The sequence below is a fragment of the Nocardia sp. NPDC051750 genome (assembly GCF_044453135.1).
In the GTDB taxonomy this organism is placed as follows: Bacteria; Actinomycetota; Actinomycetes; order Mycobacteriales; family Mycobacteriaceae; genus Nocardia.
Genome location: NZ_JBITCK010000007.1, coordinates 155509 through 177605, shown reverse-complemented (window position 1 = coordinate 177605; position 22097 = coordinate 155509). Strand labels below are relative to the sequence as shown.

The following is a 22097-nucleotide window of genomic DNA, read 5'->3' as shown; positions in this document are numbered from 1 at the left end:
ACGGCACCGCGCCCGACCATTTAGGATCTCGGAGCTATGAGCCTGCCGAAGTTCGCGCGCACCACCGTGATCCTGGCCGGATCGGTGTTCGCGCTGATCGCCGCCCCCGGGGCAACCGCCGGCGCCGCGACCCATTCGTTCCCCGACGTCCCCTCCCTGGCCTACGGCGGGCTGTGCGGTACCAGCATCCGGACCTGGGCGGACACCAGCCCGGAATGGCCCGGCCGGGCGGTCCTGAATGTCCGCGCCGACCCGGTGGCCGGCGTCGGATCCGGCTCCCATCCGTTCGCCCCGCTCTGCGAGGTACTGACCACGGTGTCCTGGCGCAACCTCGACACCGGAGCCACCGGCAGCTACGTCAACAACGTGGTCACCGGCATATACGGCAGCATCCAGTACTCCCTGTTCCAGGACACCGGGCCCGGCCGGGTGGAGGTCACCGTAACCACCAATCACGCGAGCATCCCGGCTCACGGCAGTTTCGTCGTCCCCGCGTAAACCCGCGCGGGGCAAGGCCGGTTCTCTGAGGGGAGCAGGGCGCCTTCTACGTCACATTCTCACTTTCTTGCGTTCTTTATCGCTCCCTTGCCCAAGGGAGCGATAAAGAACGACTGGTGCCGAAATGTGCACCGCTGTGAACCAGCGGGCCTGTACCGCACGCGCCCACTCGCACGAGCCCCGGCGCCCTCGTAAAATCGCTGCACATGGGCGAGACTCGGATCGGATGGCGGACGGCCGCGGTGGCCGGCGCCGCCACGGTGGCGTTCGGTTCCGGGGCGGGAACCGCGTCATGGGCGGCCTATCGGCTGCTCATGACCCAGGCCGGTGCCGCACGCGGCATGATCGGCCGCGATACCTCCAAGCCACCGGAAGCCGACGGCATCTATTCACCGGACGGATACGAACCCTGGCGGACCGGCAAGTACGCCGATCTGCATCTGATGATCTTCGGCGACTCGACTGCGGCCGGGTTGGGCTGCCGGACCGCCGCCGAAGTTCCCGGAGTACGGATAGCGCACGGTCTCGCCGACGCCACCGGGCAGCGGATCCGGTTGAGTACCAAGGCGATATCCGGCGCCACTTCCAAAGGTCTGGCGGGACAGGTGGACGCGATGTTCGTGGCGGGCCCACCGCCGGACGCCGCGGTGATCCTGGTCGGCGCCAACGATGTCACCAAGAAACACTCCATCGGCCGCTCCGCGCAGCGGCTCGGCGCGGCGGTCAGCCGGCTGCACGGCGCGGGCAGCATCGTGGTGGTCGGCACCTGTCCGGACCTGGGCAGTGTCACCGCCATCCCGGAACCGCTGCGCACCGTGGTGCATCGGTGGAGCCTGCAGCTGGCCCGGGCGCAGGCGGCGGCCACCCGGGCGGCCGGCGGGCGTACCGTGGCAATGGGCGATCTGCTGAGCGAGGATTTCCGGGCCGCCCCCGAGCAGTTGTTCTCGGCCGACGGCTTCCATCCTTCGGCTGCAGGCTACGCACTGGCCGCAACGCACCTGCTGCCGGAACTGCTGGCCACGCTCGGTGACCGGGATATGGCCACGGCGGATATTTCCCCGCAGGCCGCCGGGACGTAGATTCGAAGTGATCGTACCCGCGAGTAGTGTTCGATCCGGCCGCGTCCGGACCGCGCACGCTCCTCGACAAAGGAGTCCTCATGCCAGAGGCCGTCATCGTTTCCGTTGCTCGCTCCCCCATCGGACGCGCCAACAAGGGGTCGCTGGTGAGCATGCGGCCCGACGACCTCGCCGCGCAGATGGTGCGCGCCGCGCTGGACAAGGTCCCCGCCCTGTCTCCCGCCGATATCGACGACCTGATCCTCGGCTGCGGCCAGCCGGCCGGTGAAGCCGGATTCAACCTGGCCAAGGTCGTCGCCACCCAGCTGGGCCACGACTACATGCCCGGCACCACGGTGAACCGCTACTGTTCCTCCTCGCTACAGACGACCCGGATGGCGTTCCACGCGATCAAGGCCGGAGAGGGTGACGCGTTCATTTCCGCCGGTGTGGAAACCGTCTCCCGGTTCCCGAAGGGCACCGCCGACGGCTGGCCCGATACCCACAACCCGCTGTACGCCACCGCCGAGGAGCGCACCGCCACCCGAGCGCAGGGCGGCACCGGCTGGCACGACCCGCGCGAGAACGGCGACATCCCCGATATCTACATCGCCATGGGCCAGACCGCGGAGAACGTCGCGTCCTTCACCGGCATCTCCCGCGAAGACCAGGATCACTGGGGCGTGCGGTCGCAGAACCGCGCCGAGGAAGCCATCAAATCCGGGTTCTTCGAGCGCGAGATCACCCCGGTGACCCTGCCCGACGGCACCGTCGTCTCCACCGACGACGGCCCCCGCCCCGGCACCACCTACGAGAAGATCTCCCAGCTCAAGCCGGTGTTCCGCCCCGACGGCACGGTCACCGCCGGGAACGCCTGCCCGCTCAACGACGGCGCCGCCGCGCTGGTGGTCATGAGCGATACCAAGGCCAAGGAACTCGGCCTGACCCCGCTGGCCCGCATCGTCTCCACCGGCGTCTCGGGCCTCTCCCCCGAGATCATGGGCCTGGGCCCCATCGAAGCGGTGCGCAAGGCGCTGAAGCTGGCCGGTAAGACCATCGGCGATATCGACCTCTACGAGATCAACGAGGCCTTCGCCGTCCAGGTTCTGGGCTCGGCCCGCGAACTGGGCATGGACCTGGACAAACTGAACGTCTCCGGCGGCGCGATCGCCCTCGGCCACCCGTTCGGTATGACCGGCGCCCGCATCACCGCCACGCTCCTCAACAACCTGCAGACCCACGACAAGCAGTTCGGCCTCGAGACGATGTGCGTCGGCGGCGGCCAGGGCATGGCGATGATCATCGAACGCCTCAGCTGATCGACCCGCGCCGGTTGGGCCGGTAGGTAGATCCACAGCCGGGCCCCTGCACGGACCCACATCCGTGCAGGGGTCTCACCTCTGCGTTCCCCGCCGATCCGGCACCGCGACCGAGAGCTCAGCGGAGGGCGGCCCGGTAGAGGTCGCGCAGTAGCGCGATCTCCGCACCGTGGTGCAGTAGCTCCCGCTGCGTATGCAGCACTATTCCCGCGGTCGACCAGTCGGCAAGCATGCTGCCGGGCGGCCCTGCAGGCCCGGCCGGCCCGGCCACCCCCAGACCGGCGACACCGTCGATCCACGCCCCGTAGGCGGCGTCGAGCTGTCGGAGCGCCGCATCGGCCGTCCCGGCATAGCGGAACGAGGCGAAATCGACGGGCGGACCACCGAATCGCTCCGAACCGGCCTCCAGCAAGACGATCACATGCCCCAGCCGCCATCCGATAGTCGTCACCGGAGCCGGGTCGGGGGCGGGTATCGCGAAGTCACAGATGAATCCACCATCGGCGGGGCGCACCGTCCACATACCCGACACCGGTTCCCAGAAGTACTCCTCGTCGGTGAGCCCGTCCAGCCGGGGGCGCAGCTGCCTCGACCAGTGAGTTTCGAGCTGGGCCCGTATTTCGGCGTTCCAGTCCAGATCCATGGCGTAGACCCTGTCCGCCTCGTACAACATCGGCAATCGTTTTTCGCCGCCGTCTCTGAGCGCTCCTGACCTCACGACGCAGGTGCGCTTCACGATCCGCACTCGAAGTCACCGCGCGCCGTCACCAGATCCGCGATCCAGGTGATCGCCTGCCACGCCCGCGTTTCCCGGACCTTCCGCGCGTTCAGATGCGAGATCCGGACCACCTCGGCAGCGAGTCGAGTTACGCCGATAGGGAGAAGCTATCCGTTCGGCGCGCCGGGAGAATCCCCCATCGGGAATGCGCACCGAGATCACCGACCTGTGCGAGCGGGCCGGGCTTCTCCCGGCGACGTAAAGTCCGCCGGATTGCGCGGCGTCAGAGCTTCGCGAGGCGATCCTGTTCCTTCTGGTACGTACGCCATGCCTGCTGGGTCGGGGTCGGCTTCGTGGTGAGGGCCGCCCAGTCGGTCGAGCGGACGAAGTTCACCACCATCACCACCGGCAGGATGAACGCCTGGAAGAAGATGAGGTAGCTGCCGCCCTCGAAGGCGAACGCCAGATATCCCGCGTAACCGAGGAACCCGGCGCCGAAGACAGCGTTGAGCCATTGGGACGCCTCGCTCTGCCCACCCTTCACGACAGCCATCACGATCATGACGATGCCACTGAGCGCGAGCATTCCGACGTACCACTCGAACATGGTGTCCCTTCCGACGCACTGTGCGACCCACTGGCAGCACCTGATGCCCGAAAGGAAATCGCGGTCCTCTTGTCGAACTCTTACCGAGCTCTTGCGATGACGGAGGTCGTCATCGCCTTCGTCCCGGTCCCATACCGATGCCGGACGGCTACAGGCCGGCCGAGCCCAAGGCCTGGGCAACGCCGCCGAGGAACTGGGTAATAGCGATATATCCCGCAGCGAGTGCCACCAAAATGAATTCCATACCGGATATGTCCTCGGAGCACGGCGCCGTGTTATCACCTGATTCGCCCGTTGACGCGAAGACGGCCCCCGCCGAAGCGGGGGCCGTCTTCAGACGGTTGCGGCTACCGACTAGTCGCTCTGGAAGTAGCTCAGCAGGCGCAGGATCTCGACGTAGAGCCAGACCAGGGTGACCGTGAGGCCGAGCGCCACACCCCAGGCGGCTTTGGGCGGGGCCTGGGCGCGGATCAGCTGGTCGGCGGCATCGAAGTCCAGCAGGAAGCTGAATGCGGCGATGGCGATGACCACCAGGCTGAAGATGATCGCGATCGGGCCGCCGTCGCGCAGGCCGAAACCGCCGTCGGTGAAGAAGCTCGCGATCAGGTTGCCGACGACCAGGACCAGGATGCCGATCATGGCGCCGATGAGCATGCGGGTGAACCGCGGGGTGACCCGGATGGCGCCGGTCTTGTAGACGACGAGCATGCCGGCGAACACACCGAACGTGCCGAGCACCGCCTGACCGATCATGCCGGGGCCGCCCACCCCGCCGAAGGTCGCATCGGAGAGCACGGCCGAGAAGGCACCGACGAAAAGGCCCTCGGCCACCGCGTAGGAGAGCACGATCGCGGGGTTGTCGGCCTTGTTCCCGAAGGTCGCGACCAGTACCAGGACCAGGCCGACGATGGCACCGCCGATGAGGAAGACCGGGGCGAGGCCGGGGTTGGAGATGGACAGCAGGTAGGTGACCAGCGCGGAGACCGCGAGCACACCCAGCGTGATCCCGGTTTTGGTGACCACATCGTCGATGGTCAGCGACCGGGTGGGCGCCTGCGGGTAGGGCTGCTGCTGATACTGCTGGGGGTACTGCTGGTTGCCGTACTGGTAACCCAGCTGACCCGCGCCGGCCGCAGTCGAGCCGAAGCCCGCGTAGCCGGTTTCCTGCTTCGGCAGATTTTTGAATACCGGATTGCTTGTGGCGCGCACCGCAAATCCCTTTCTCGGAGTTCGTTGGCCATACCGGAGCACGGCCGTCGGCTCGAGCTGTTACTCGATATCCAACTGTCCATCCAACGATCACAGCCCCGGTGAAGTTCCCCGGACGAGACAGCAAGACAGACAAACCGGACCTTACCGCCGGTTGGGCCCGGATGGGTTACGGACCGGCGTACCGGGCCGATCCCATAACTCCGCACGACCTCGCCGAATACCGGTAACACCTGTTCGCAGGGTGTCGGATCCAATTACGCAAGAGCCTTGCCTATAATCGGGTCGCCGCAAGGGCGGCGGACACAGCAGAGCAACCGGCGACCGCCGGCAGACCACGGAAGACGAGGCACCATGCCCCCAGGGACACTCCTGTACCGCCGCGGCACGCGGGTCCTCGCCGCGGCGGTGGCGGCTGGTTGCGCCGCGGCGTTTCCCGCTATGACGACCCCGGCCCCCGCCGCGGCCGCGCCGCCGGAGATCACCTGCGGATGGAGCCCTCGAATCGGGGCGGGCACATTCAACGTCGCCTATCCGGACACCTTCGCCAACTACTGGATGACATTCGTTCCCGCCGCCCCGGGTACGAGCGTGACCCTGCACGGCGAATTCCCGCACGCGCGGTACATGTCGTTCGTCTCGTACTCCGCACTCGGGGAAGCCACGGAAGTCCTGACCGATACCGCGATCACACCGGACGCCGGTTCGGCGAACCCCTTCCCCGCGGGCGCCGACCGGCAGGGCGATAACCGTTCCTACACCGTTCGGGTGATCGCCGGGGACCGCCCGGAGAACCCCGAACCCAATACGCTCTACGCCGAGGCCACGGGCGGCGTGATCCCGGTGATCTACCGCGTCTACCGCCCGGACGTCGGGCATGACGCGATGGGCGGTGCCGGACTACCGCGAACCACCGTGCACACCCCCGGTGGCGGCGCCTACCAACTCGCCGACTGCGGGGCGAACACCAGCGATTTCGACCCGCACGGCGTGTTCCCCGAGGGGCGCAGCCGGCTGGGCGGGCGGGCCGTGCCGCCGCCGCACGCACCGCAATGGGCCGGCCGCGAAGGCGGCGGGCTGTTCCCCAACCCCGACAACAAGTACCTGGCGACCCTGCTGGACACCGGCCGGACCGCGGTGGTCCGCGGCCGGCTCCCCGAAACCCCCGATACGTTCCCCGGCACGGCGCGGATGGATACGGCCCAGCTGCGGTATTGGTCGATCTGCAGCGGCGACGGTCCGTCGACGAGCACGCTCGGCTGCCTGGTCGATGATGAGATCCCGGTGGACGAGAACGGCGAGTACACGATCGTGGTATCCGCGCCGGAGCACCGGCCGGACCCGGGCTGCGGTATCACCTGGCTGCCCGCGAACTCCGGCGAGACACTGCTGATCATGCGGAACATGCTGCCCGCCGAGGACTTTCCGAGTTCGGTCCAGAGCGCCGATCCCGAGCAACCGGAACCGGTGATGGGCGCCTACTACCCGGATATCATCTACCCGACCGATTCCGGCGACCCGGCCGGGCTCTGCTGACCATCCGGCCAATGCCCGCACCGGCGGCGTATCGAGGGCGCGCGGAGCTCGGCGAGAATCGGTCACCATGACCGAATCCACCGCCGCGTCGTCGACGGCCGTGCTGCTCTACCGGCTGACCCGCGCCACCAGCGTCCGCCTGGCCACGGCGTTCACCGCGGCCGGTATGCCCGACCTGCACCCTCGGCATGCTCTGCAGCTCTTCCCGCCGCTACTCGCGGGCGGGCAGCGGATCTCGGAGCTGGCGCCGCGGATCGGGGTGACCCGGCAGGCCACCGCGCAGGTGGTCGGCACGCTGGAACGGGCGGGTTACCTCGTCCGCGAGGCCGACCCCACCGACCGACGAGCCAGACTGGTCTGCCTGACCGACCGCGGGCGGGCGGCCTTCGGGGTATTGCGCGACAGCATGATCGCGGTGGAACAGGATTGGGCGCGCGTTCTGGGCGCCGGGCACGCGGCCGAATTCCGGGAGATGCTCGCGCTGCTACTGGACGAGTCCGGCAGCGGCGAGCCACTACCGGACTGAGCGCCCGCGGCGGCTACATCAGCACCATGAGGATCACGATGATGATGACCAGCCCGATCAGCAGGCCGATGGTGACGGCGACGGTGGGGCTGAGCTGGGTGGAGCCGGGCTGCGCGGCCGGGGCCAGGGCGGCTACGGGGTGCACCGGCTGCTGTGGGGCGCGGCGGGGCAGCGGGCCGGAGCGGGGGCTGCGCAGACCGGCCGCGGAGTTACGGGCCGCCCAAGCGGGGATGGTGCCGTCTTCGGTGCGCACCGGTGCGCCGAGAATATTGCCGGCGGCACCGGGCCCGAAAGCGGCGGCGAGGATTTCGTCCCGCGCCTGCGCCATACTGGGGCGCCGCTGCGGAGCCGGTTCCATCATGTGCAGCAGGGCGCGGGTGAGAACCCCGCTGCGGGTCGGCGGGTCGATCTGCGCCATGGCGGCGCGCTCCACGATGGCGTCGCTGTTGTCGTCCATACCGAACGGCGGTTGGCCTTCGATGGCGGTGTAGAGGGTGGCTCCGAGGGAGAACACATCGCTGGCCGCGGTGGGCTGGGCGCCGCGGGCCACCTCCGGCGGCAGGTAGGCGGGAGTCCCGGTGATCATGCCGTCGGGTTCGTCGGAGGCCTCGGTGATATTGCGGGAGATACCGAAATCGCTCAGCTTCGCCATCCCGACCACCGGGCCACGGTCGGCGACGAGGATATTGCCCGGTTTGATATCGCGGTGCACGATTCCGACGGTGTGCGCGGCGGCCAGCGCGTCGGCGACCTGCGCGCCGATCTGCGCCACCTCGATCACCGGGAGCGTGTTCACCAGGCCGAGCGCCCGGGCGATACTGCGCGAGGGTAGATGCTCCATCACCAGCCAGGGCTCGCCGGCCTCGAGTACGACGTCGTATACGGCGATGGCGTGCTCATGGGAGAGTTTGGCCGCGACCCGCCCCTCGTGCACGATCCGGTCCCGGATCTGCCGGGCCTCCGCCTCGTCCAGGCCGGCCGTGGACAGCACCTGCTTGATGGCGACATCACGGTCCATCAGCCGATCGTGCGCCAGCCAGACCGCCCCCATACCGCCCCCGCCCAGTTTCGACTGCAGACGGTACCGGCCGGCCACCAGATAATCGGGGCCGACGATGGGACGGGGGCGATCGATCATGCTGTGAGACTAGTCGAATTCGGTGGTAGCTGGCCGGTTTCGGAACCGGCGGCGGACAACAGGTGACCGCGCTCACGACAGCCCGTCGTAGCTGCTCCGGGCAGGCTTCCAGGTCCAGACTTCCAGCGCTAGGATATCGAATGTATGTTCGATACAGTCGCGGCGAGTTCACCCCGTTGGTTCGGGGCCCGTCTCGGTTCCGGACTGACGGAGCGAGGGAGCGAAGGAGGGAAGAACCGAGACCGAGGGGGCCCCGAACCCGCGACGCCGGAGGCGGCGCAAATAAACACAGGCGCAGATAAACACAGCGGAGGAGCGGAGGAGTGGAGAACCTGGACCGAGGGGGCCCCGAACCCGCGACCCCGCATAACACGGCACGGCTACCGAAGGCCAGCGGCGCACGCCTGCGTGAGCTGGCCGAGCTGCGCCGGGCACGGGCTGCCGGCGGCGGATGCGCCCGGGGCGCCGCCCCCCGTAACACGGCCGGAACCCTCGCGCCGGTCACGCCCGCGTCGGCGGTCCGGCGGGAAGTACTGCCGGTACCTCCCGCCCTCGCCCCCCTGCTACCCGACCGCGGTCTCGTCAAAGGGTCGGTGGTGAACTACACCGGCACCGGATCGCTGCTGGCCGGATTGCTCGCCGCGGTCACCGGAGCGGGCGGGCACGCGGCCGCGATCGGCCTGCCCCGGCTCGGGCTGCTCGCCGCCGCGGAGATGGGCGCCCGGCTGGACCGGATCGCGGTGATCGCCGACGCCGGCCACGATCCGGTGGAGGTGGCGGCGGTATTGCTCGACGGGATGGAGTTGGTGGTACTCGGCCTCGGCGATACCGCGATCACCCCCGCCCGCGCCCGGGTGCTCACCGCGAAAGCCCGCGGAAAAGAGTCCACACTGCTCGTCACGAACGGTTCCTGGCCCGCCCCGGACCTGAGCCTGGAAAGCCGCGTCGCCGGCTACACCGGTCTCGGTACCGGCAGCGGGCGGATCCGCTCCATCAGCCTCGATATCGAAGTCCGCACCAGAGCCGGGACCCCGACCCGGGGCCGATTGGCCGCGCGCCCGCTCGGCGGCCGGGTGGAATGGATCGCCCTCGACAACCTCGCCGCGGCACCCGAATCGGCTCAGCCGGAAACGGAAGGTCAGGGGAGCCCCGTTGCTTCCTGACCGGATCGCTCCCCTTATCCCCCACCGGCCCCGCGACCCGCACCCGGGCGGAAATACTCCGCCGGTCGCCGGCACTTCTACCCGGGCTCACCGGCCGAACGGGGATGCCCCCGAGCCACGACCCGCGCCCGGCGGAAATTTCCCCTCGGCCGGAGATCTGCCCGCACGGACGCCCCGGTCGGGCAGAGCCACCGCGCGCCCGTGTCCTCCCGACAACCGCTGCCGGACCTCAACCCCCATCCGGGGCGGCAAGTTCGTACAGATCCGCCGCCGTCAGCGGACCGGGCGCGGTCGCTTCGATCCGCGCGGATCGGCCGGCCGATGAGTCCGCGTCCGGCTCCCCGGGTGCTGGCCGTCTGGTGCCCCGACTGGCCCGCGGTCGCGGCGGCGGCCGGGGCCGGACTGTCACCGGATCAGCCGGTGGCGGTACTGCACGCGAACCGGGTCGTCACCTGCTCGGTCACCGCTCGCGAGGCAGGAGTACGGCGTGGCATGCGCAAACGCGAAGCACAGAGCCGCTGTCCGGAACTGCATGTCGCACAACCGGACCCGGACCGCGACGCCCGGCTGTTCGAACCGGTCGCCGCCGCCGTCGACAGGCTCACCCCCGGGCTGGAGGTACTGCGCCCCGGCCTGCTCGTCCTGTCCGCGCGCGGGGTGATCCGGTATTCCGGGTCGGCCGAGGCAGCGGTCCGGCAGTTACTCGCCGCGCTGGCGACGGCCGGGGCGGAAGCCCGGATCGGTATCGCCGACGAACTCCCGGCCGCGATCATCGCCGCCCGGCACAGCACTCTCGTGCCGCCGGGCGGGGACGCGCAGTTCCTGGCCCCGTTGCCGATCACCGAACTGGCGGCCGAACCCGGCCCCGCGGAACGGGAACGCGCCGCGCTACTGGACCTGCTGCACCGGCTGGGCCTACGCCGGATCGGTGATTTCGCCGCTCTGACCGCCGCTCAGGTCACCTCACGTTTCGGCGCCGACGCGGTCCTGGCGCACCGCCTCGCCCGCGCACTACCGGAAAGGCCCCCCGCGCCCCGGCGCCATCCACCGGAGGTGGAGATCCGGCTACCCTGCGACCCGCCGATCGACCGGATCGACGCCGCGGCCTTCGCCGGACGGCTGCTCGCCACCCGGCTGACCGCGGCGCTGTCGGCCGCTTCCCTGGCCTGCACCCGGCTGGAGATCCGCGCGGAAACCGCGGCCGGTGAACATCTGTCCAGGGTCTGGCGCTGCGCCGAACCGCTGACCGCCGACGGCGTCGCCGACCGGGTGCGCTGGCAATTGGACGGCTGGCTCACCCGGCCGCACACCGGCAGACCTACGGCACCGATCACGCAGCTGCACCTGATCCCGGTGGAAGTGGTGCCGGCCGCCGCCCTGCAACTCGGCCTGTGGGGTGATACCGGGTCCGGGGACGAACGGGCCCTGCGCGCCCTGGTCCGCGTCCAGGGACTGCTCGGCGGGGACGCGGTGCGGGTCGGTGTCCTCAGCGGCGGTCGCGGACCCGCCGAACGGGTCACCATGGTGACATTCGGCGACGAAGCGGCACCCGATACCGATCCGGCGCCCCCCTGGCCGGGCCGGATCCCGGAACCCGCCCCCGCGGTGATCATGCTGAACCGTCCGCACGTCACCCTCGAATCGGCCGATGGCGCGCCCGTCCGGATCACCCCGCGCGGCCGGTTCAGCGGCCCGCCCGCCCGGTTGCGTTGGGGAAAGTCCAGTTGGCGGCTCACCGCGTGGGCCGGGCCCTGGTTACTCGACGAACTCTGGTGGGCGCCCGGCGCGGCGCCGGTGGCCCGGGCCCAAGTGGAATTACCGGGACCGCACAGCCTGCTCCTGCTCGCCCGAGACGATCAATGGTGCGTCGAGGGCCTCTACGAATGAACCGGGTACCGGCTCAGTACGGTTCGCAGGCGTCGAAAGCCGCGTCCTTGTCCGCGTTGAACGAATCGATCTGCCCGTTGACCTCGTCCACCGAGGCGTTGCGCTCCAGCAGGTCGGCGAGGGAATTCAAGTTGTAGCGGTAGGTGCGCAGCGGGGTCGAGACCTCGTTGGGAACATCAGGGTTGAGTTCCTCGTCGATCTTGCCGGCGGTATCGCGCAGCGCGGTGATCGCGGCACCCTTCTTGGCCTCGACATCCGGCGCTTTGCTGTCGCTGGCGTCGATATAGGCATTGAACGCGTCGACCGCGGGATTGTTGTGGTCACGCAGCGTCTCGCATACATCGGTCGCGGCGGCCGCGGCGGCGGCCGCGCGGGAGGACGATGCCGCGGCCGAGGAGGATCTGATCTCCGATGTGTACAGCTGCAGCTCGCTCTGGTTCACCTCGGCGGTACCGGTCACCGTATTGGAGCAGGCGGCGATGAACCCGCCCGCGACCAGGACGGTCGCTGCGGCGGCGAGACTGGCTCGTTCGAGTCGTCGCATCGGTCTGGAAACTCCCCTCGGATGCCCACGACCCCGTATTTTCGCCCCGGTGCGCCGGACATCTGAGCCACCGGTGCTGTCAACCGTACTGTGTCGTGTCGATTTTCGACTGCCCAGGCTCCCATTGTTGATCAACCGATACGGTGCGTGGCCGGGACTAACCCGTAGCGATATCGATGATCAGCCGGTTCGGCATGGTGGCCGCGGCCACCGTGAAACCCGGTTCGTCGGCATCGACTCCGATGAACGACTGCGTGATCCCCTCGAACACCGTCGTGCGATAGACCCCGGCAATCCCCGGAACTGCCGGGTCGGTGGCCGGATCCGGTCCGGCATACGGTGCCACTCCGCTGTCGAACGGATAGGCCGAGCCCGTGATCCGGACCTCGAGAACGGACCGCCCCGCCACATCCAGCTCCCGGCCGCTGCCGTCCTGGACCGCCCGCCCCGTGTACCACACACTCCATCCCGGAACGCCGGGTCCGCCCAGGTAGTACTCGACCCGATCGAACCCCGCGTGACGGCTCAGCCGGATATCGGTCACGGTGAGCATGGCGTCCGGCGACGCTTCCGCCTGCTTCGGCACCGTATCGTCCGGCGCGGGCACCGGCTCCCCGGGCAACGGCACCGGCGGCAAGGGCAACCCCGGGATATCGGCTCGGGAACTGGGCAGCCCCGGGCCCGCCGTGGAGCTAACCGGCGGTGTCGACCCCGAATCGGAGCACCCCACGAGACACGCCAACAGTGCCACCACCAGAACACGCCCGGTACGCATGCGCCCGATGCTAACCGGAGGGGGCACTGTACTGCGGGAACGTGCACTCGCACGGTGTGCCACCCACCGGGGCGCCGGGTGTGCGCGGCACCGGAAACACCACCCGGCGAAGCCCATCCACCGGGGCGGGCGGCAGCGTCCGGCAACGATCTAGCACACTTGTCCCGTGCGAGACGTGGAGGACCTACTAGGACGGTTGCGCCGCTACCCGGATGTGGAGGCCGCGAACCTGTACGCCGTCGACGCCGCGGACCGTCTCATCCTCGACGTCGCCGCGGAAACACTCGCCACCGCCGAGCCCGGAACGGTCGTGGTGATCGGCGACAATTACGGCGCCCTGACCCTCGGCGCGGCAGCCGCCCACGACCTGCACCGGGTCCGGGTCCATCAGGACCTGCTGACCGGCGAACTCGCGCTGGCGGCCAACGCCCGCACCCTCGGCCTCGCCGACCGCTATACCGCGCACGCCCTCGGCGAAAGCCTGCTGCGCGACGCCACCGTGATCCTGCTGCGGCTCCCGCGGGTACTGGCCGGGCTCGCCGAAATCGCCGACGCCATCGCCCGCTACGCTCACCCCGGCGTCCAGGTCTTCGCCGGCGGCCGGGACAAGTACCTGACCAAAGCGATGAACGATGTGCTCGCCGAATCCTTCGCCGACGTCCGGGCCAGCCGCGGCCGGCAGAAATCCCGCACCCTGCTGGTGCGTGGACCGAAACCGGTGGGCGAACCACGGTTTCCGCTGCGCGAGCACATCGGCGAATTCGATATCGACGTGGTCGCCCACGGTGCCGCCTTCTCCGGGCCGCGCCTGGATATCGGCACCCGCTTCCTGCTCGAACATCTCCGCGCCATGAAACCCGACGCCCGCGACGCCGTCGACCTGGGCTGCGGAACGGGCATCCTGGCCGTCGCACTCGCCAGATCCCGCCCGGGAATCGCGGTGGTGGGCACCGACCAATCCGCCGCCGCGGTGGCCTCGGCGACCGCCACGGCCGCGGCGAACCAGGTCGCCGCCCAGGTCACCGTGGTCCGCGACGACGCCATGTCGGCGGCCGCCGACAACAGCGCCGACCTCGTGGTGTGCAACCCGCCGTTCCATGTGGGCGCCGCCGTGCACACCGGTTCGGCCATCAAGATGTTCACCCAGACCGGCCGCGTACTGCGGCCGGGCGGCGAGCTGTGGACGGTCTACAACAACCATCTGAACCACCGCACCGTCGTGGAGCGCATGGTCGGCCGCACCGAGGTGGTCGGCCGCAACCGGAAGTTCACCGTCACCAGGTCGGTGCGGGGCCTGCACGGTGATTTCGACACCGCCTGCGGCCGTGCGGATTAATCGATCCGGCGGCGGTGGGCCCAGCGGGTGAGCGCGTTGCGGTTGGACTGCTGGGTTTTCCGCAGCACGTTCGACGCGTGGGTTTCCACTGTCTTCACCGAGATGAACAGTTTCTCGGCGATCTCGCGGTAGGTGTAACCACGCGCCAGCAGCCGCAACACCTCCAGTTCGCGGGGTGTCAGGGAATCGAGCTCCGGGTCCAGCGGCGGCTCCGGGACCGGAGACTTCCCGGTGAACGAATCCAGCACGAACCCGGCCAGCCGCGGACTGAACACCGCATCCCCTCCGGCCACCCGCCGGATCCCGTCGGCCAGTTCGGCACCGGAAATCGTCTTCGTGACATACCCACGAGCGCCCGCGCGGATCACCGCGATCACATCCTCGGCGGCATCGGACACACTCAATGCCAGGCACACCGGCCCACTGTCGATACCGTGCAACACGGCCACCCCGCCCCCATCGGGCATATGCACATCGAGCAGCACCACATCGGGTTTCGCGGCATTGATACCGGCCACCGCCTCCGACACACCCCCGGCCTCCCCCACCACCTCCATATCGGTTTCCCGACTCAACTCGGCCCGCACCCCCGACCGGAACACCGCATGATCATCGACGAGAAAAACCCGCAAGGCTATGCCCTTCTGTGTGTGGCGCGGCTCCGGCCCGTGGGCTTCAGCCCTCCGCATCACGGAGCGACGGCCTACTACGTGACCATTCAACCGCGTGCTCGACGATAGGTCACCCAGCTGTAGCCGTCCCATCGGATCCTTTCGGTCTCCGTCCACCGAGCCGGGTCGATTCTCGGAAAGACCGCGTCGCCATCGAGTTCGGCTTCGATTTCGGTGATCTCCAAACAGTCCGCCGAGTCGAGGAGCTGGTCGTAGATCTCACCGCCACCGAAACCGATGACCTCACCGTCCCCCGCGGCCGCGAGAGCTTCGGAGATCGAACCGGCGATCACTACACCCGCCGGCGCCCAGTCGGTCCGGCGTGTGACAACTACCGTCCGCCGACCGGGAAGAGGTTTGCCGATGGAGTCGAACGTGCGTCGCCCCATGACCAGAGTTCGCCCGAGAGTCAGACGTTTCACGCGTTGGAGATCGTCTCGGTCTCGCCAGGCGAGATCCCCATCGCGACCGATGACGCCGTTCCGGGCAACCGAGGCAATGAGTGTCACGTGCACCCGACCATCATGCCCAAATCGGCCCGGTGTGGGCGTCAGCGAGGTATCGGGTGGGGACGCCGTGGAGGCTCGGGTACAGGGGCGGGGTCCGCGGTATGCGTTTCGTCGCGATCGCCCGGCCCCGATTCGGGTTCCGCACCGGAGTCGCTGCGGGGCATGATGACGCGCACCTCGGTGCCGCGGCCCGGTGCCGAGACGATCTCGACCGTTCCGCCGCGCCGCTCGACCCGGGCGCGGATGGAGCGGGTGAGACCGTGCCGGTCCTCCGGGATCGAATCGGGGTCGAAACCGACGCCGCGATCACGGACGAACACGCTGACCTGATCGGGTTCCGCCTCGGCGAACAGGTCGATATCGGCGACGCCCGCGTGTTTGGCGGCGTTCACCAGCGCCTCGCGGGTCGCGCCCAGGACCGCGGTGAAATGTTCTCTCGGCAGGCCGGATCCGCGGTCCGCGCCGTCCATGGCCACATCGCCCACGGTCACCGGGGTGACCTTCACCCCGTGCTGATCCTCCACCTCACCGGCGATGGTGCGCAGGGCGGCGGCCAGACTGGATTCGGCGGGGCCGGAATCGGCGAACAGCCAGCGGCGCAATTCCCGTTCCTGGCTCCGGGCCAGCCGCAGCACCTCCTGCTGGTCGCCGGCCTGACGCTGGATCAGCGCCAAGGTCTGCAATACCGAATCGTGCAGATGGGAGGCGATTTCCTCGCGTTCCTCGTTGCGGATGCGGGCCGCCCGTTCGGCATTGAGCGTATGCATCATCCGCAGGCCGAGCGGAACGGTCAGCAGACCGACACCGATCAGGGTCGCCGCCACCGCCAGCAGCGCCGACCCCAGCGAACCCCAATCGACCTGCGACAGCACCACCACGGCCAGCCCGGCAACGACCAGGGTGACCCCGGCGATGATCCGCGACCAGGTGACGACCGACGGTTTGGCCGGTATCCCGACCAGCGAGCGCGGGCCGTCGGCGTCGTACTCCCGCCACACCAGCGCCGCACCCACCGCGATCACCAGCAGCGGTGCGATCACCCGGGCCGCGGTACCGCTGAACGCCCACGACACCGCCACCGACAGCCCCAGACCGAGCAGCGCCAGGCCGATCGCCTGCCGGCGTTCGGTTCCGGAGGGCCGGGCGTCGTCCGCACCACCCGGAGTGAAGATCCACAGCAGGCCATAAGCGACTATCCCCGCGCCGGCCAGGGCGGACAGCAGCACGAAAACCATCCGGACCTTGAGCACGTCGACCCCGAGATGGTCGGCGACACCACCGGCCACACCGCCGACGATCCGGCCGCCGGAGCGGCGCACCAACCGTTCGCCACCCGTCCCCGGTTCGGCCACGGGGCGGGTGGCGCCCCGAGCGTAGAAGGCAGGTCCGAACGGGCACATACCCTCGATACTGGCACGCCGGCGCCCAGGGCAGCCATGGGGAAACACCCTGAGATATCCAGGTCGACGGTGGTCGGGGAGTTTTTCCGGAGCAACTTCAGGGTTCACCCGGATGTGTGGGAGGCCACGGCGAGCGGACCATGAGTTCATGACGAGAACCAGCTTCGGTGAGCAGGTCCAGCAGTTGTGGCAGACCAGGCCGGCCCGCCTGCCCCGGCAGGGGCCGATCGCCGGAGTCGCGGCCGGGTTCGGGCACCGCTACGGCATCGATCCGGTCCTGGTACGGATCGCGTTCGTGGTGTCCACCATTTTCGGCGGGGCCGGGGTCGTCCTGTACCTGGTCGGGTGGCTGCTGTTCCCCGAACCCGGGGAGGACACGTCCATGGCGGAATCGCTCACCCGCAAACGCCGGGATTCGCAGAGCCAGACCAAGACGATCGTGCTGATCGTGGCGCTCGCGATCGCGGTGAGCACCATGGGGCCGGTCGGTGTGGGACTCGGCGGGTCGGGAGTGATCGCACTGGCACTGATGCTGGCCGGCTGGTGGATGCTGTATCTGCGTTCCCCGCTGCCACCGCCGCTGCCGCCGGGCGCTGTCGCGCCGGAGTCGCTCGCGGGGCCGGGGACGACCGGGTATCCCGGCACCGCTTTCCCGCAAACCGGCGCCGATCCCTACACCTCGCAGTTCACCGGCGTCTACACGCCCTACACGAAACTGCCGGACCGGTACGTTCCGGACACCCCCGCCGCGTCCGGTCCGCAGAGCGGCGAAGCCGACTCCGGCAGGGTTCCTCCGGAAGCGGCGTCCGGCTCGACCGGTGGCCCACAGCTCGCCAAGAGCACCGGAGCATCGGCAGAACCGGCGACGGGTTCGACGACGGCCGCGCCCGACGCTGCCCAGAGCACCGCGCGACCCACGACAGCCACCGGCCCGGCAGCAGGGTCCACAACACCGGACAGCGATCCGGCCGGCAGTGCGAGCAGTTCGTCGGCGACCGCCGATCCGGCGACCGCATCTCCCGGCCGTCCGCCGGAGGCCCCCGGAGTCCGATCGTCGGCGCTCCGGCAGGACGAGCCGACGGCAGCGCAGAATCCAGAGAAAGGCACGACCTCGGAAACGAACCCCGGCCACGACCCCGGCACAAACCGACCAGGTGGCCCACGCGGCACCGTCGAGATGCGTAAACCGACCGGCCACGGGCTCACCGACCGCACGCCCCCTTCCTGGGACCCGCTGGGTGTCGCACCCCTGGCCTGGGATCTGCCCGAACCCGCGCCGGAACGCTCCCTGGCGGTGACCACGGAAAAACGCCCCCGTTCCCGATTCACCGCTGTCGTTCTCGGCCTGGCCATCCTCGCGGCGGCCGGAGCCGGAGCGGCCGCGGTGGCGGGAGCCGAGTGGATGACTCCGGGACGGATCGCCGCGGTGGCGCTCGCCGTGATCGCGCTGGGCCTGATGCTCGGCGCCTTCCGGCGGCGGGGTCACGGATTGTTGCTCGTCACCGCCCCGCTGGCGGCGTTCGTCATCCTGGCCGCGGCGATCGGGCCGGTCGACTTCCAGAGTTCGACCATGGGCGAGCGCACCTGGGCCCCCGCTTCGGCGGCCGAGGTGCGACCGGATTACGCGGTCACCATGGGTTCCGGGACGCTGGATCTGCGCGGTATCGAACTGACCGCGGACAAGACAGTAGATCTTTCCGTCCAGATGGGCGAGGCGGTGGTTCTGGTGCCCGAGAACATGAATGTGCGCACCGAATGCACCGTCCGGATGGGAGATGCGAACTGCCCCGACGGTCTGACCGGACCGGGCGGGGATTCGCCGGTGCTGAATTTGAACGTGCAGGTGCGGATGGGTGAGGCGGAGGTGCGTCGTGGCTGACCAGCAAACGAACCCGCAAACAGAAGGCGGATGCGGACCCGACGGCCGCGATCACCGGCCGGGCCGGTTCTCCCCCGGCCTGTTCCTGACCGGCTTGCTGGCACTTCTGGTGAGTATCTGGGCGCTGACCGGGCCGGCCCACTGGGAGTTCGCGGCGATGATCCCGATCGGCTGGATCGTGGTCGCCGCCGCCATTGTGGTGGGCGTGGTGCTGGTGATCTCACCGCGGAAACGCCGGTAGCCCCGGGCGGCCACCGTTCTCGTCGGACACGGCCGAAGCCGGGAGCGCCCGGACTCTCCTCCGAGGGTCCGGGCGCTCCGCTGTCGGCTCATTCCCACTCGATGGTGCCCGGGGGCTTGCTCGTCACATCGAGCACCACGCGGTTGACCTCGCTCACCTCGTTGGTGATCCGGGTCGAGATCCGCTCCAGGACCTCATAGGGCAGCCGGGTCCAGTCCGCGGTCATCGCGTCCTCACTGGACACCGGCCGCAAGACGATCGGATGCCCGTACGTGCGGCCGTCGCCCTGTACGCCGACGCTGCGCACATCGGCGAGCAACACCACCGGGCACTGCCAGATCTGAGCGTCCAGTCCGGCGGCGGTGAGTTCTTCGCGGGCGATGGCGTCGGCCTGCCGCAGCGTCCGTAGCCGGTCCTCGGTGACCTCGCCGATGATCCGGATGGCCAGACCGGGCCCCGGGAAGGGCTGCCGGGCCACGATCTCCTCCGGCAGACCCAGCTCGCGACCCACCGCCCGGACCTCGTCCTTGAACAGCAGCCGCAGCGGTTCGACCAGCTCGAACTCCAGATCGTCGGGCAGTCCGCCCACATTGTGATGCGATTTGATGTTCGCGGTACCGCTACCGCCGCCGGACTCCACCACATCCGGGTACAGCGTGCCCTGTACCAGATATTCGACCGCCGGCGCAGCCTGCCCCGCCGACTGCTCACCGACGACCTCGCCCACCGCATCCTCGAAGGACCGGATGAACTCACGTCCGATGATCTTGCGCTTCTCCTCGGGGTCGGTGACCCCCTTCAGTTCGCCCAGGAATTTATCCACAGCGTCCACGGTGACCAGCCGGGCCCCGGTGGCGGCCACGAAATCCCGCTGCACCTGTTCCCGTTCGCCCTCGCGCAACAGCCCGTGATCGACGAAAACACAGGTCAGTTTGTCGCCGATCGCGCGCTGGACAAGAGCGCCCGCCACCGCGCTGTCCACCCCGCCGGACAGACCGCAGATCGCATGCGAGTCGCCGATCTGCTGCCGCACCCGCTCGATCATCGCCTCGGCGATATTGGCGGGCGTCCACTCCGGCGCGATACCCGCCATCTCGTGCAGGAACCGGCTCAGCACCTGCTGACCGTGCGGCGAATGCAGCACCTCGGGATGGTATTGGACACCCGCCAGCCGGCGGTCACGGTTCTCGAAAGCCGCGACCGGAGCCCCCACCGTGGTCCCGGTGACCTCGAACCCCGCCGGCGCGTCGGTGACCGCGTCCCCGTGGCTCATCCACACCGGCTGCAACCGCGGCAGCCCGGCATGCAGCACGCCGCCGTCGATATCCAGTTCGGTACGGCCGTATTCACGAGTGCCCGTATTGGTCACGGTGCCGCCCAGCGCCTGCGCCATGGCCTGGAATCCGTAACAGATACCGAAAACCGGCACATCCAGATCGAAGAGCCGCGGATCGAGGGCCGGCGCCCCCTCCGCGTACACGCTCGCCGGACCTCCGGAGAGGATCACCGCCAGCGGCTGCTTCTCCGCGATCTCCGCCACCGTCGCGGTATGCGGAACCACCTCCGAGTAGACACTCGCCTCCCGGACCCGGCGGGCTATCAGCTGCGCATACTGCGCACCGAAGTCGACGACAAGGACGGGTCTCTGGGAACGTGTCACCTGCAAGAGTCTATTTCCCTGCCGGCGTCTCCGGCGCCGCGGGGTTGAGGCTCCTCGGCGGCGTGCTCAGGCCCGGACGCTCAGGCCCACCTTCTGGAATTCCTTGAGGTCGGAGTACCCGGCTTTGGCCATCGAACGGCGGAGGCCGCCGACGAGGTTCAGCGACCCGAACGGGTCGTCCGACGGGCCCGTCAGCAGCTGTTCCAGACTGGGGCGCACGGGCACCGGACGTGCCTGACCGAGCAGGAGTTCGTCGGCCAGATCCCACGGCTCGTCCAGCGACAGCAGTGAGCCCCGCGGCACCGACGGGTGGGCGGCGGCCGACGGCCAGTACCAGCCACGGCCCGGAGCCTCGGCCGCGAGCGCGAGCGGCGCCCCGAGCATTGCCGCGTCGGCGCCGCAGGCGATGGCCTTCGCCAGGTGCCCCGAGGTGTTGATATCGCCGTCGGCGATCACGTGCACGTACCGGCCGCCGGTCTCGTCGAGGTAATCGCGGCGAGCCGCCGCGGCGTCGGCGATGGCGGTGGCCATCGGCACACCGATACCCAGCACCTCGCCGGTGGTGGTCGCTCCCGGCTGCGAGCCGTAGCCGACGATCACTCCCGCGGCACCGGTCCGCATCAGATGCAGCGCGGTCCGATGGTCGCTGACCCCGCCGGCGACAACCGGGACATCGAGTTCGGCGATGAAGGTTTTCAGGTTCAGCGGTTCGCCCGCACCCACGTGCTCGGCCGAGATGATGGTCCCCTGGACGACCAGCAGGTCGATTCCGGCCTGCAACAGGCCGGGGGTGAGCGCCTGGGCGTTCTGCGGGCTCACCCGAACCGCGACGGTGACCCCGCCGGCCCGCACCTGTGCGACCGCGGCGGCCAGCAGGTCGGGCTGCATGGGCGCCGCGTGCAGTTCCTGCAGAAAGGCCACGGCCCGCTGATAGCTGCCCTTATCGGCCAGCTCGAGCAGCTGGTCGATCTTGGCCGCCACATCCGAATGCCGGGCCCACAGCCCTTCCCCGTTGATGACGCCCAAACCGCCGCGCTGCCCGATCTCGATGGCGAACTCCGGGGAGACCAGCGCATCGGTCGGGTGGGTCAGGAAGGGGATATCGAACCGGTAGGCATCCAGCTGCCAAGCCAGCGAAACCTGGCTCGCGGACCGGGTCCGGCGCGAGGGAACGATATCGACATCGTCCAGCTCGTAGGTCCGGCGAGCCGTCCTACCCATACCGATCTCGACCATATCGCGCACGAAAACTCCTGTATTTTTGGCGCGCTGGCGCGCGCGGGGCTTCGGCCCCCCTTGGCGTGGGGGGGGGGGGGGGGGGGGGGGCGGCGCGGGCGCCCCCCCCCCCCCGGGGGGGGGGGGGGGCGGCCCCCCCCGGGGGGGGGGGGGGGGGGGGGGTGGGGGGGGGGGGGGGGCGGGGCGG

21 protein-coding genes are annotated in these 22097 nt (G+C 69.4%); 10 read left to right on the top strand and 11 right to left on the bottom strand.

The annotated features are described in order from the left end of the window. The first annotated feature begins 36 nt into the window (after nucleotides 1-36). The 3 genes from ACIA75_RS28685 (at nucleotide 37) to ACIA75_RS28675 (ending at nucleotide 2875) form a co-directional block, all read left to right on the top strand. Nucleotides 37-498: a hypothetical protein gene (locus tag ACIA75_RS28685; RefSeq protein ID WP_397109452.1), complete on the top strand. Its 462-nt coding sequence runs from the start codon at nucleotides 37-39 to the stop codon at nucleotides 496-498. Between the two features lie 206 nt (nucleotides 499-704). Beyond that, the gene (locus tag ACIA75_RS28680; protein WP_397109450.1) at nucleotides 705-1577 is read left to right on the top strand and encodes an SGNH/GDSL hydrolase family protein; all 873 of its coding nucleotides are present in this window, start codon (nucleotides 705-707) and stop codon (nucleotides 1575-1577) included. 80 nt (nucleotides 1578-1657) lie between these two features. Then, entirely contained in the window at nucleotides 1658-2875 is a 1218-nt protein-coding gene (locus ACIA75_RS28675; protein WP_397109448.1) for an acetyl-CoA C-acetyltransferase, read from the top strand. Between the two features lie 118 nt (nucleotides 2876-2993). Here ACIA75_RS28675 and ACIA75_RS28670 read toward each other — a convergent pair whose 3' ends face one another. From ACIA75_RS28670 to ACIA75_RS28660, 3 genes are all read right to left on the bottom strand, one after another. Next, nucleotides 2994-3548, bottom strand: a complete 555-nt coding sequence (locus ACIA75_RS28670) for a DinB family protein (RefSeq protein ID WP_397109446.1) — start codon at nucleotides 3546-3548, stop codon at nucleotides 2994-2996. A gap of 328 nt (nucleotides 3549-3876) precedes the next feature. Continuing rightward, nucleotides 3877-4200, bottom strand: a complete 324-nt coding sequence (locus ACIA75_RS28665) for a hypothetical protein (RefSeq protein ID WP_397109444.1) — start codon at nucleotides 4198-4200, stop codon at nucleotides 3877-3879. A gap of 354 nt (nucleotides 4201-4554) precedes the next feature. Next, nucleotides 4555-5409 (bottom strand): Bax inhibitor-1/YccA family protein, encoded by an 855-nt coding sequence (locus ACIA75_RS28660; RefSeq protein ID WP_397109442.1) that lies wholly within the window; start codon nucleotides 5407-5409, stop codon nucleotides 4555-4557. Nucleotides 5410-5763: 354 nt separating this feature from the next. Between ACIA75_RS28660 and ACIA75_RS28655 the strand changes: the two genes are divergently transcribed. Next, nucleotides 5764-6945, top strand: coding sequence for a hypothetical protein (locus ACIA75_RS28655; protein WP_397109440.1), 1182 nt, complete (start codon nucleotides 5764-5766; stop codon nucleotides 6943-6945). 67 nt (nucleotides 6946-7012) lie between these two features. Then, entirely contained in the window at nucleotides 7013-7471 is a 459-nt protein-coding gene (locus ACIA75_RS28650; RefSeq protein WP_397109438.1) for a MarR family winged helix-turn-helix transcriptional regulator, read from the top strand. A 13-nt stretch (nucleotides 7472-7484) separates the two neighbouring features. Here the strand turns inward: ACIA75_RS28650 and ACIA75_RS28645 are convergent, their stop codons facing one another. Next, nucleotides 7485-8609 (bottom strand): serine/threonine-protein kinase, encoded by a 1125-nt coding sequence (locus ACIA75_RS28645; RefSeq protein ID WP_397109436.1) that lies wholly within the window; start codon nucleotides 8607-8609, stop codon nucleotides 7485-7487. Nucleotides 8610-8932: 323 nt separating this feature from the next. Here ACIA75_RS28645 and ACIA75_RS28640 point away from each other — a divergent pair, with 323 nt between their 5' ends. After that, nucleotides 8933-9772: a hypothetical protein gene (locus tag ACIA75_RS28640; RefSeq protein WP_397109434.1), complete on the top strand. Its 840-nt coding sequence runs from the start codon at nucleotides 8933-8935 to the stop codon at nucleotides 9770-9772. Nucleotides 9773-10093: 321 nt separating this feature from the next. Further along, nucleotides 10094-11659 carry a DNA polymerase Y family protein gene (locus tag ACIA75_RS28635; protein WP_397109432.1) on the top strand — a complete coding sequence of 522 codons (1566 nt, stop codon included), beginning with the start codon at nucleotides 10094-10096 and terminating at the stop codon, nucleotides 11657-11659. Between the two features lie 13 nt (nucleotides 11660-11672). Here the strand turns inward: ACIA75_RS28635 and ACIA75_RS28630 are convergent, their stop codons facing one another. Further along, nucleotides 11673-12203 carry a hypothetical protein gene (locus ACIA75_RS28630; protein ID WP_397109430.1) on the bottom strand — a complete coding sequence of 177 codons (531 nt, stop codon included), beginning with the start codon at nucleotides 12201-12203 and terminating at the stop codon, nucleotides 11673-11675. Nucleotides 12204-12360: 157 nt separating this feature from the next. Beyond that, entirely contained in the window at nucleotides 12361-12978 is a 618-nt protein-coding gene (locus ACIA75_RS28625) for a hypothetical protein (RefSeq protein ID WP_397109428.1), read from the bottom strand. 166 nt (nucleotides 12979-13144) lie between these two features. On the opposite strand from ACIA75_RS28625, the gene ACIA75_RS28620 reads away from it, so the two are divergent. Then, entirely contained in the window at nucleotides 13145-14314 is a 1170-nt protein-coding gene (locus tag ACIA75_RS28620; RefSeq protein ID WP_397109426.1) for a class I SAM-dependent methyltransferase, read from the top strand. Here the strand turns inward: ACIA75_RS28620 and ACIA75_RS28615 are convergent. The 3 genes from ACIA75_RS28615 to ACIA75_RS28605 are packed head-to-tail and all read right to left on the bottom strand — an operon-like array spanning nucleotide 14311 to nucleotide 16894. Next, nucleotides 14311-15003 carry a response regulator gene (locus ACIA75_RS28615; protein WP_397110311.1) on the bottom strand — a complete coding sequence of 231 codons (693 nt, stop codon included), beginning with the start codon at nucleotides 15001-15003 and terminating at the stop codon, nucleotides 14311-14313. The two genes, ACIA75_RS28620 and ACIA75_RS28615, sit on opposite strands and share 4 nt — an antisense overlap. A 29-nt stretch (nucleotides 15004-15032) precedes the next feature. Then, on the bottom strand, nucleotides 15033-15494 hold the full coding sequence (locus ACIA75_RS28610; RefSeq protein WP_397110309.1) for a dihydrofolate reductase: 462 nt from the start codon (nucleotides 15492-15494) through the stop codon (nucleotides 15033-15035). A 41-nt stretch (nucleotides 15495-15535) separates the two neighbouring features. Beyond that, nucleotides 15536-16894: a PspC domain-containing protein gene (locus ACIA75_RS28605; protein WP_397109424.1), complete on the bottom strand. Its 1359-nt coding sequence runs from the start codon at nucleotides 16892-16894 to the stop codon at nucleotides 15536-15538. A gap of 148 nt (nucleotides 16895-17042) precedes the next feature. On the opposite strand from ACIA75_RS28605, the gene ACIA75_RS28600 reads away from it, so the two are divergent. Both ACIA75_RS28600 and ACIA75_RS28595 read left to right on the top strand, forming a co-directional pair. Beyond that, complete coding sequence (locus tag ACIA75_RS28600) at nucleotides 17043-18773, top strand: PspC domain-containing protein (RefSeq protein WP_397109422.1); 1731 nt, start codon at nucleotides 17043-17045, stop codon at nucleotides 18771-18773. After that, nucleotides 18766-19014, top strand: a complete 249-nt coding sequence (locus tag ACIA75_RS28595; RefSeq protein WP_397109420.1) for a hypothetical protein — start codon at nucleotides 18766-18768, stop codon at nucleotides 19012-19014. The genes ACIA75_RS28600 and ACIA75_RS28595 overlap by 8 nt, the downstream gene beginning before the upstream one ends. Before the next feature lie 88 nt (nucleotides 19015-19102). On the opposite strand, the gene guaA is transcribed toward ACIA75_RS28595, so the two are convergent. Both guaA and ACIA75_RS28585 read right to left on the bottom strand, forming a co-directional pair. Further along, on the bottom strand, nucleotides 19103-20674 hold the full coding sequence (gene guaA / locus ACIA75_RS28590) for a glutamine-hydrolyzing GMP synthase (protein ID WP_397109418.1): 1572 nt from the start codon (nucleotides 20672-20674) through the stop codon (nucleotides 19103-19105). Between the two features lie 66 nt (nucleotides 20675-20740). Further along, the gene (locus tag ACIA75_RS28585) at nucleotides 20741-21919 is read right to left on the bottom strand and encodes a GuaB3 family IMP dehydrogenase-related protein (RefSeq protein ID WP_397109416.1); all 1179 of its coding nucleotides are present in this window, start codon (nucleotides 21917-21919) and stop codon (nucleotides 20741-20743) included. Between the last annotated feature and the right edge of the window lie 178 nt (nucleotides 21920-22097).

What these genes read in the sequence shown, in the direction of transcription:
- ACIA75_RS28630 (WP_397109430.1), bottom strand. Translation starts at nt 12,203, where the DNA reads ATGCGACGACTCGAACGAGCCAGTCTCGCCGCCGCAGCGACCGTCCTG.
- ACIA75_RS28600 (WP_397109422.1), top strand. Translation starts at nt 17,043, where the DNA reads ATGACGAGAACCAGCTTCGGTGAGCAGGTCCAGCAGTTGTGGCAGACC.
- ACIA75_RS28665 (WP_397109444.1), bottom strand. Translation starts at nt 4,200, where the DNA reads ATGTTCGAGTGGTACGTCGGAATGCTCGCGCTCAGTGGCATCGTCATG.
- ACIA75_RS28605 (WP_397109424.1), bottom strand. Translation starts at nt 16,894, where the DNA reads ATGTGCCCGTTCGGACCTGCCTTCTACGCTCGGGGCGCCACCCGCCCC.
- ACIA75_RS28615 (WP_397110311.1), bottom strand. Translation starts at nt 15,003, where the DNA reads ATGCGGAGGGCTGAAGCCCACGGGCCGGAGCCGCGCCACACACAGAAG.
- ACIA75_RS28655 (WP_397109440.1), top strand. Translation starts at nt 5,764, where the DNA reads ATGCCCCCAGGGACACTCCTGTACCGCCGCGGCACGCGGGTCCTCGCC.
- ACIA75_RS28645 (WP_397109436.1), bottom strand. Translation starts at nt 8,609, where the DNA reads ATGATCGATCGCCCCCGTCCCATCGTCGGCCCCGATTATCTGGTGGCC.
- ACIA75_RS28685 (WP_397109452.1), top strand. Translation starts at nt 37, where the DNA reads ATGAGCCTGCCGAAGTTCGCGCGCACCACCGTGATCCTGGCCGGATCG.
- ACIA75_RS28670 (WP_397109446.1), bottom strand. Translation starts at nt 3,548, where the DNA reads ATGTTGTACGAGGCGGACAGGGTCTACGCCATGGATCTGGACTGGAAC.
- ACIA75_RS28675 (WP_397109448.1), top strand. Translation starts at nt 1,658, where the DNA reads ATGCCAGAGGCCGTCATCGTTTCCGTTGCTCGCTCCCCCATCGGACGC.
- ACIA75_RS28625 (WP_397109428.1), bottom strand. Translation starts at nt 12,978, where the DNA reads ATGCGTACCGGGCGTGTTCTGGTGGTGGCACTGTTGGCGTGTCTCGTG.
- ACIA75_RS28650 (WP_397109438.1), top strand. Translation starts at nt 7,013, where the DNA reads ATGACCGAATCCACCGCCGCGTCGTCGACGGCCGTGCTGCTCTACCGG.
- ACIA75_RS28635 (WP_397109432.1), top strand. Translation starts at nt 10,094, where the DNA reads ATGAGTCCGCGTCCGGCTCCCCGGGTGCTGGCCGTCTGGTGCCCCGAC.
- ACIA75_RS28680 (WP_397109450.1), top strand. Translation starts at nt 705, where the DNA reads ATGGGCGAGACTCGGATCGGATGGCGGACGGCCGCGGTGGCCGGCGCC.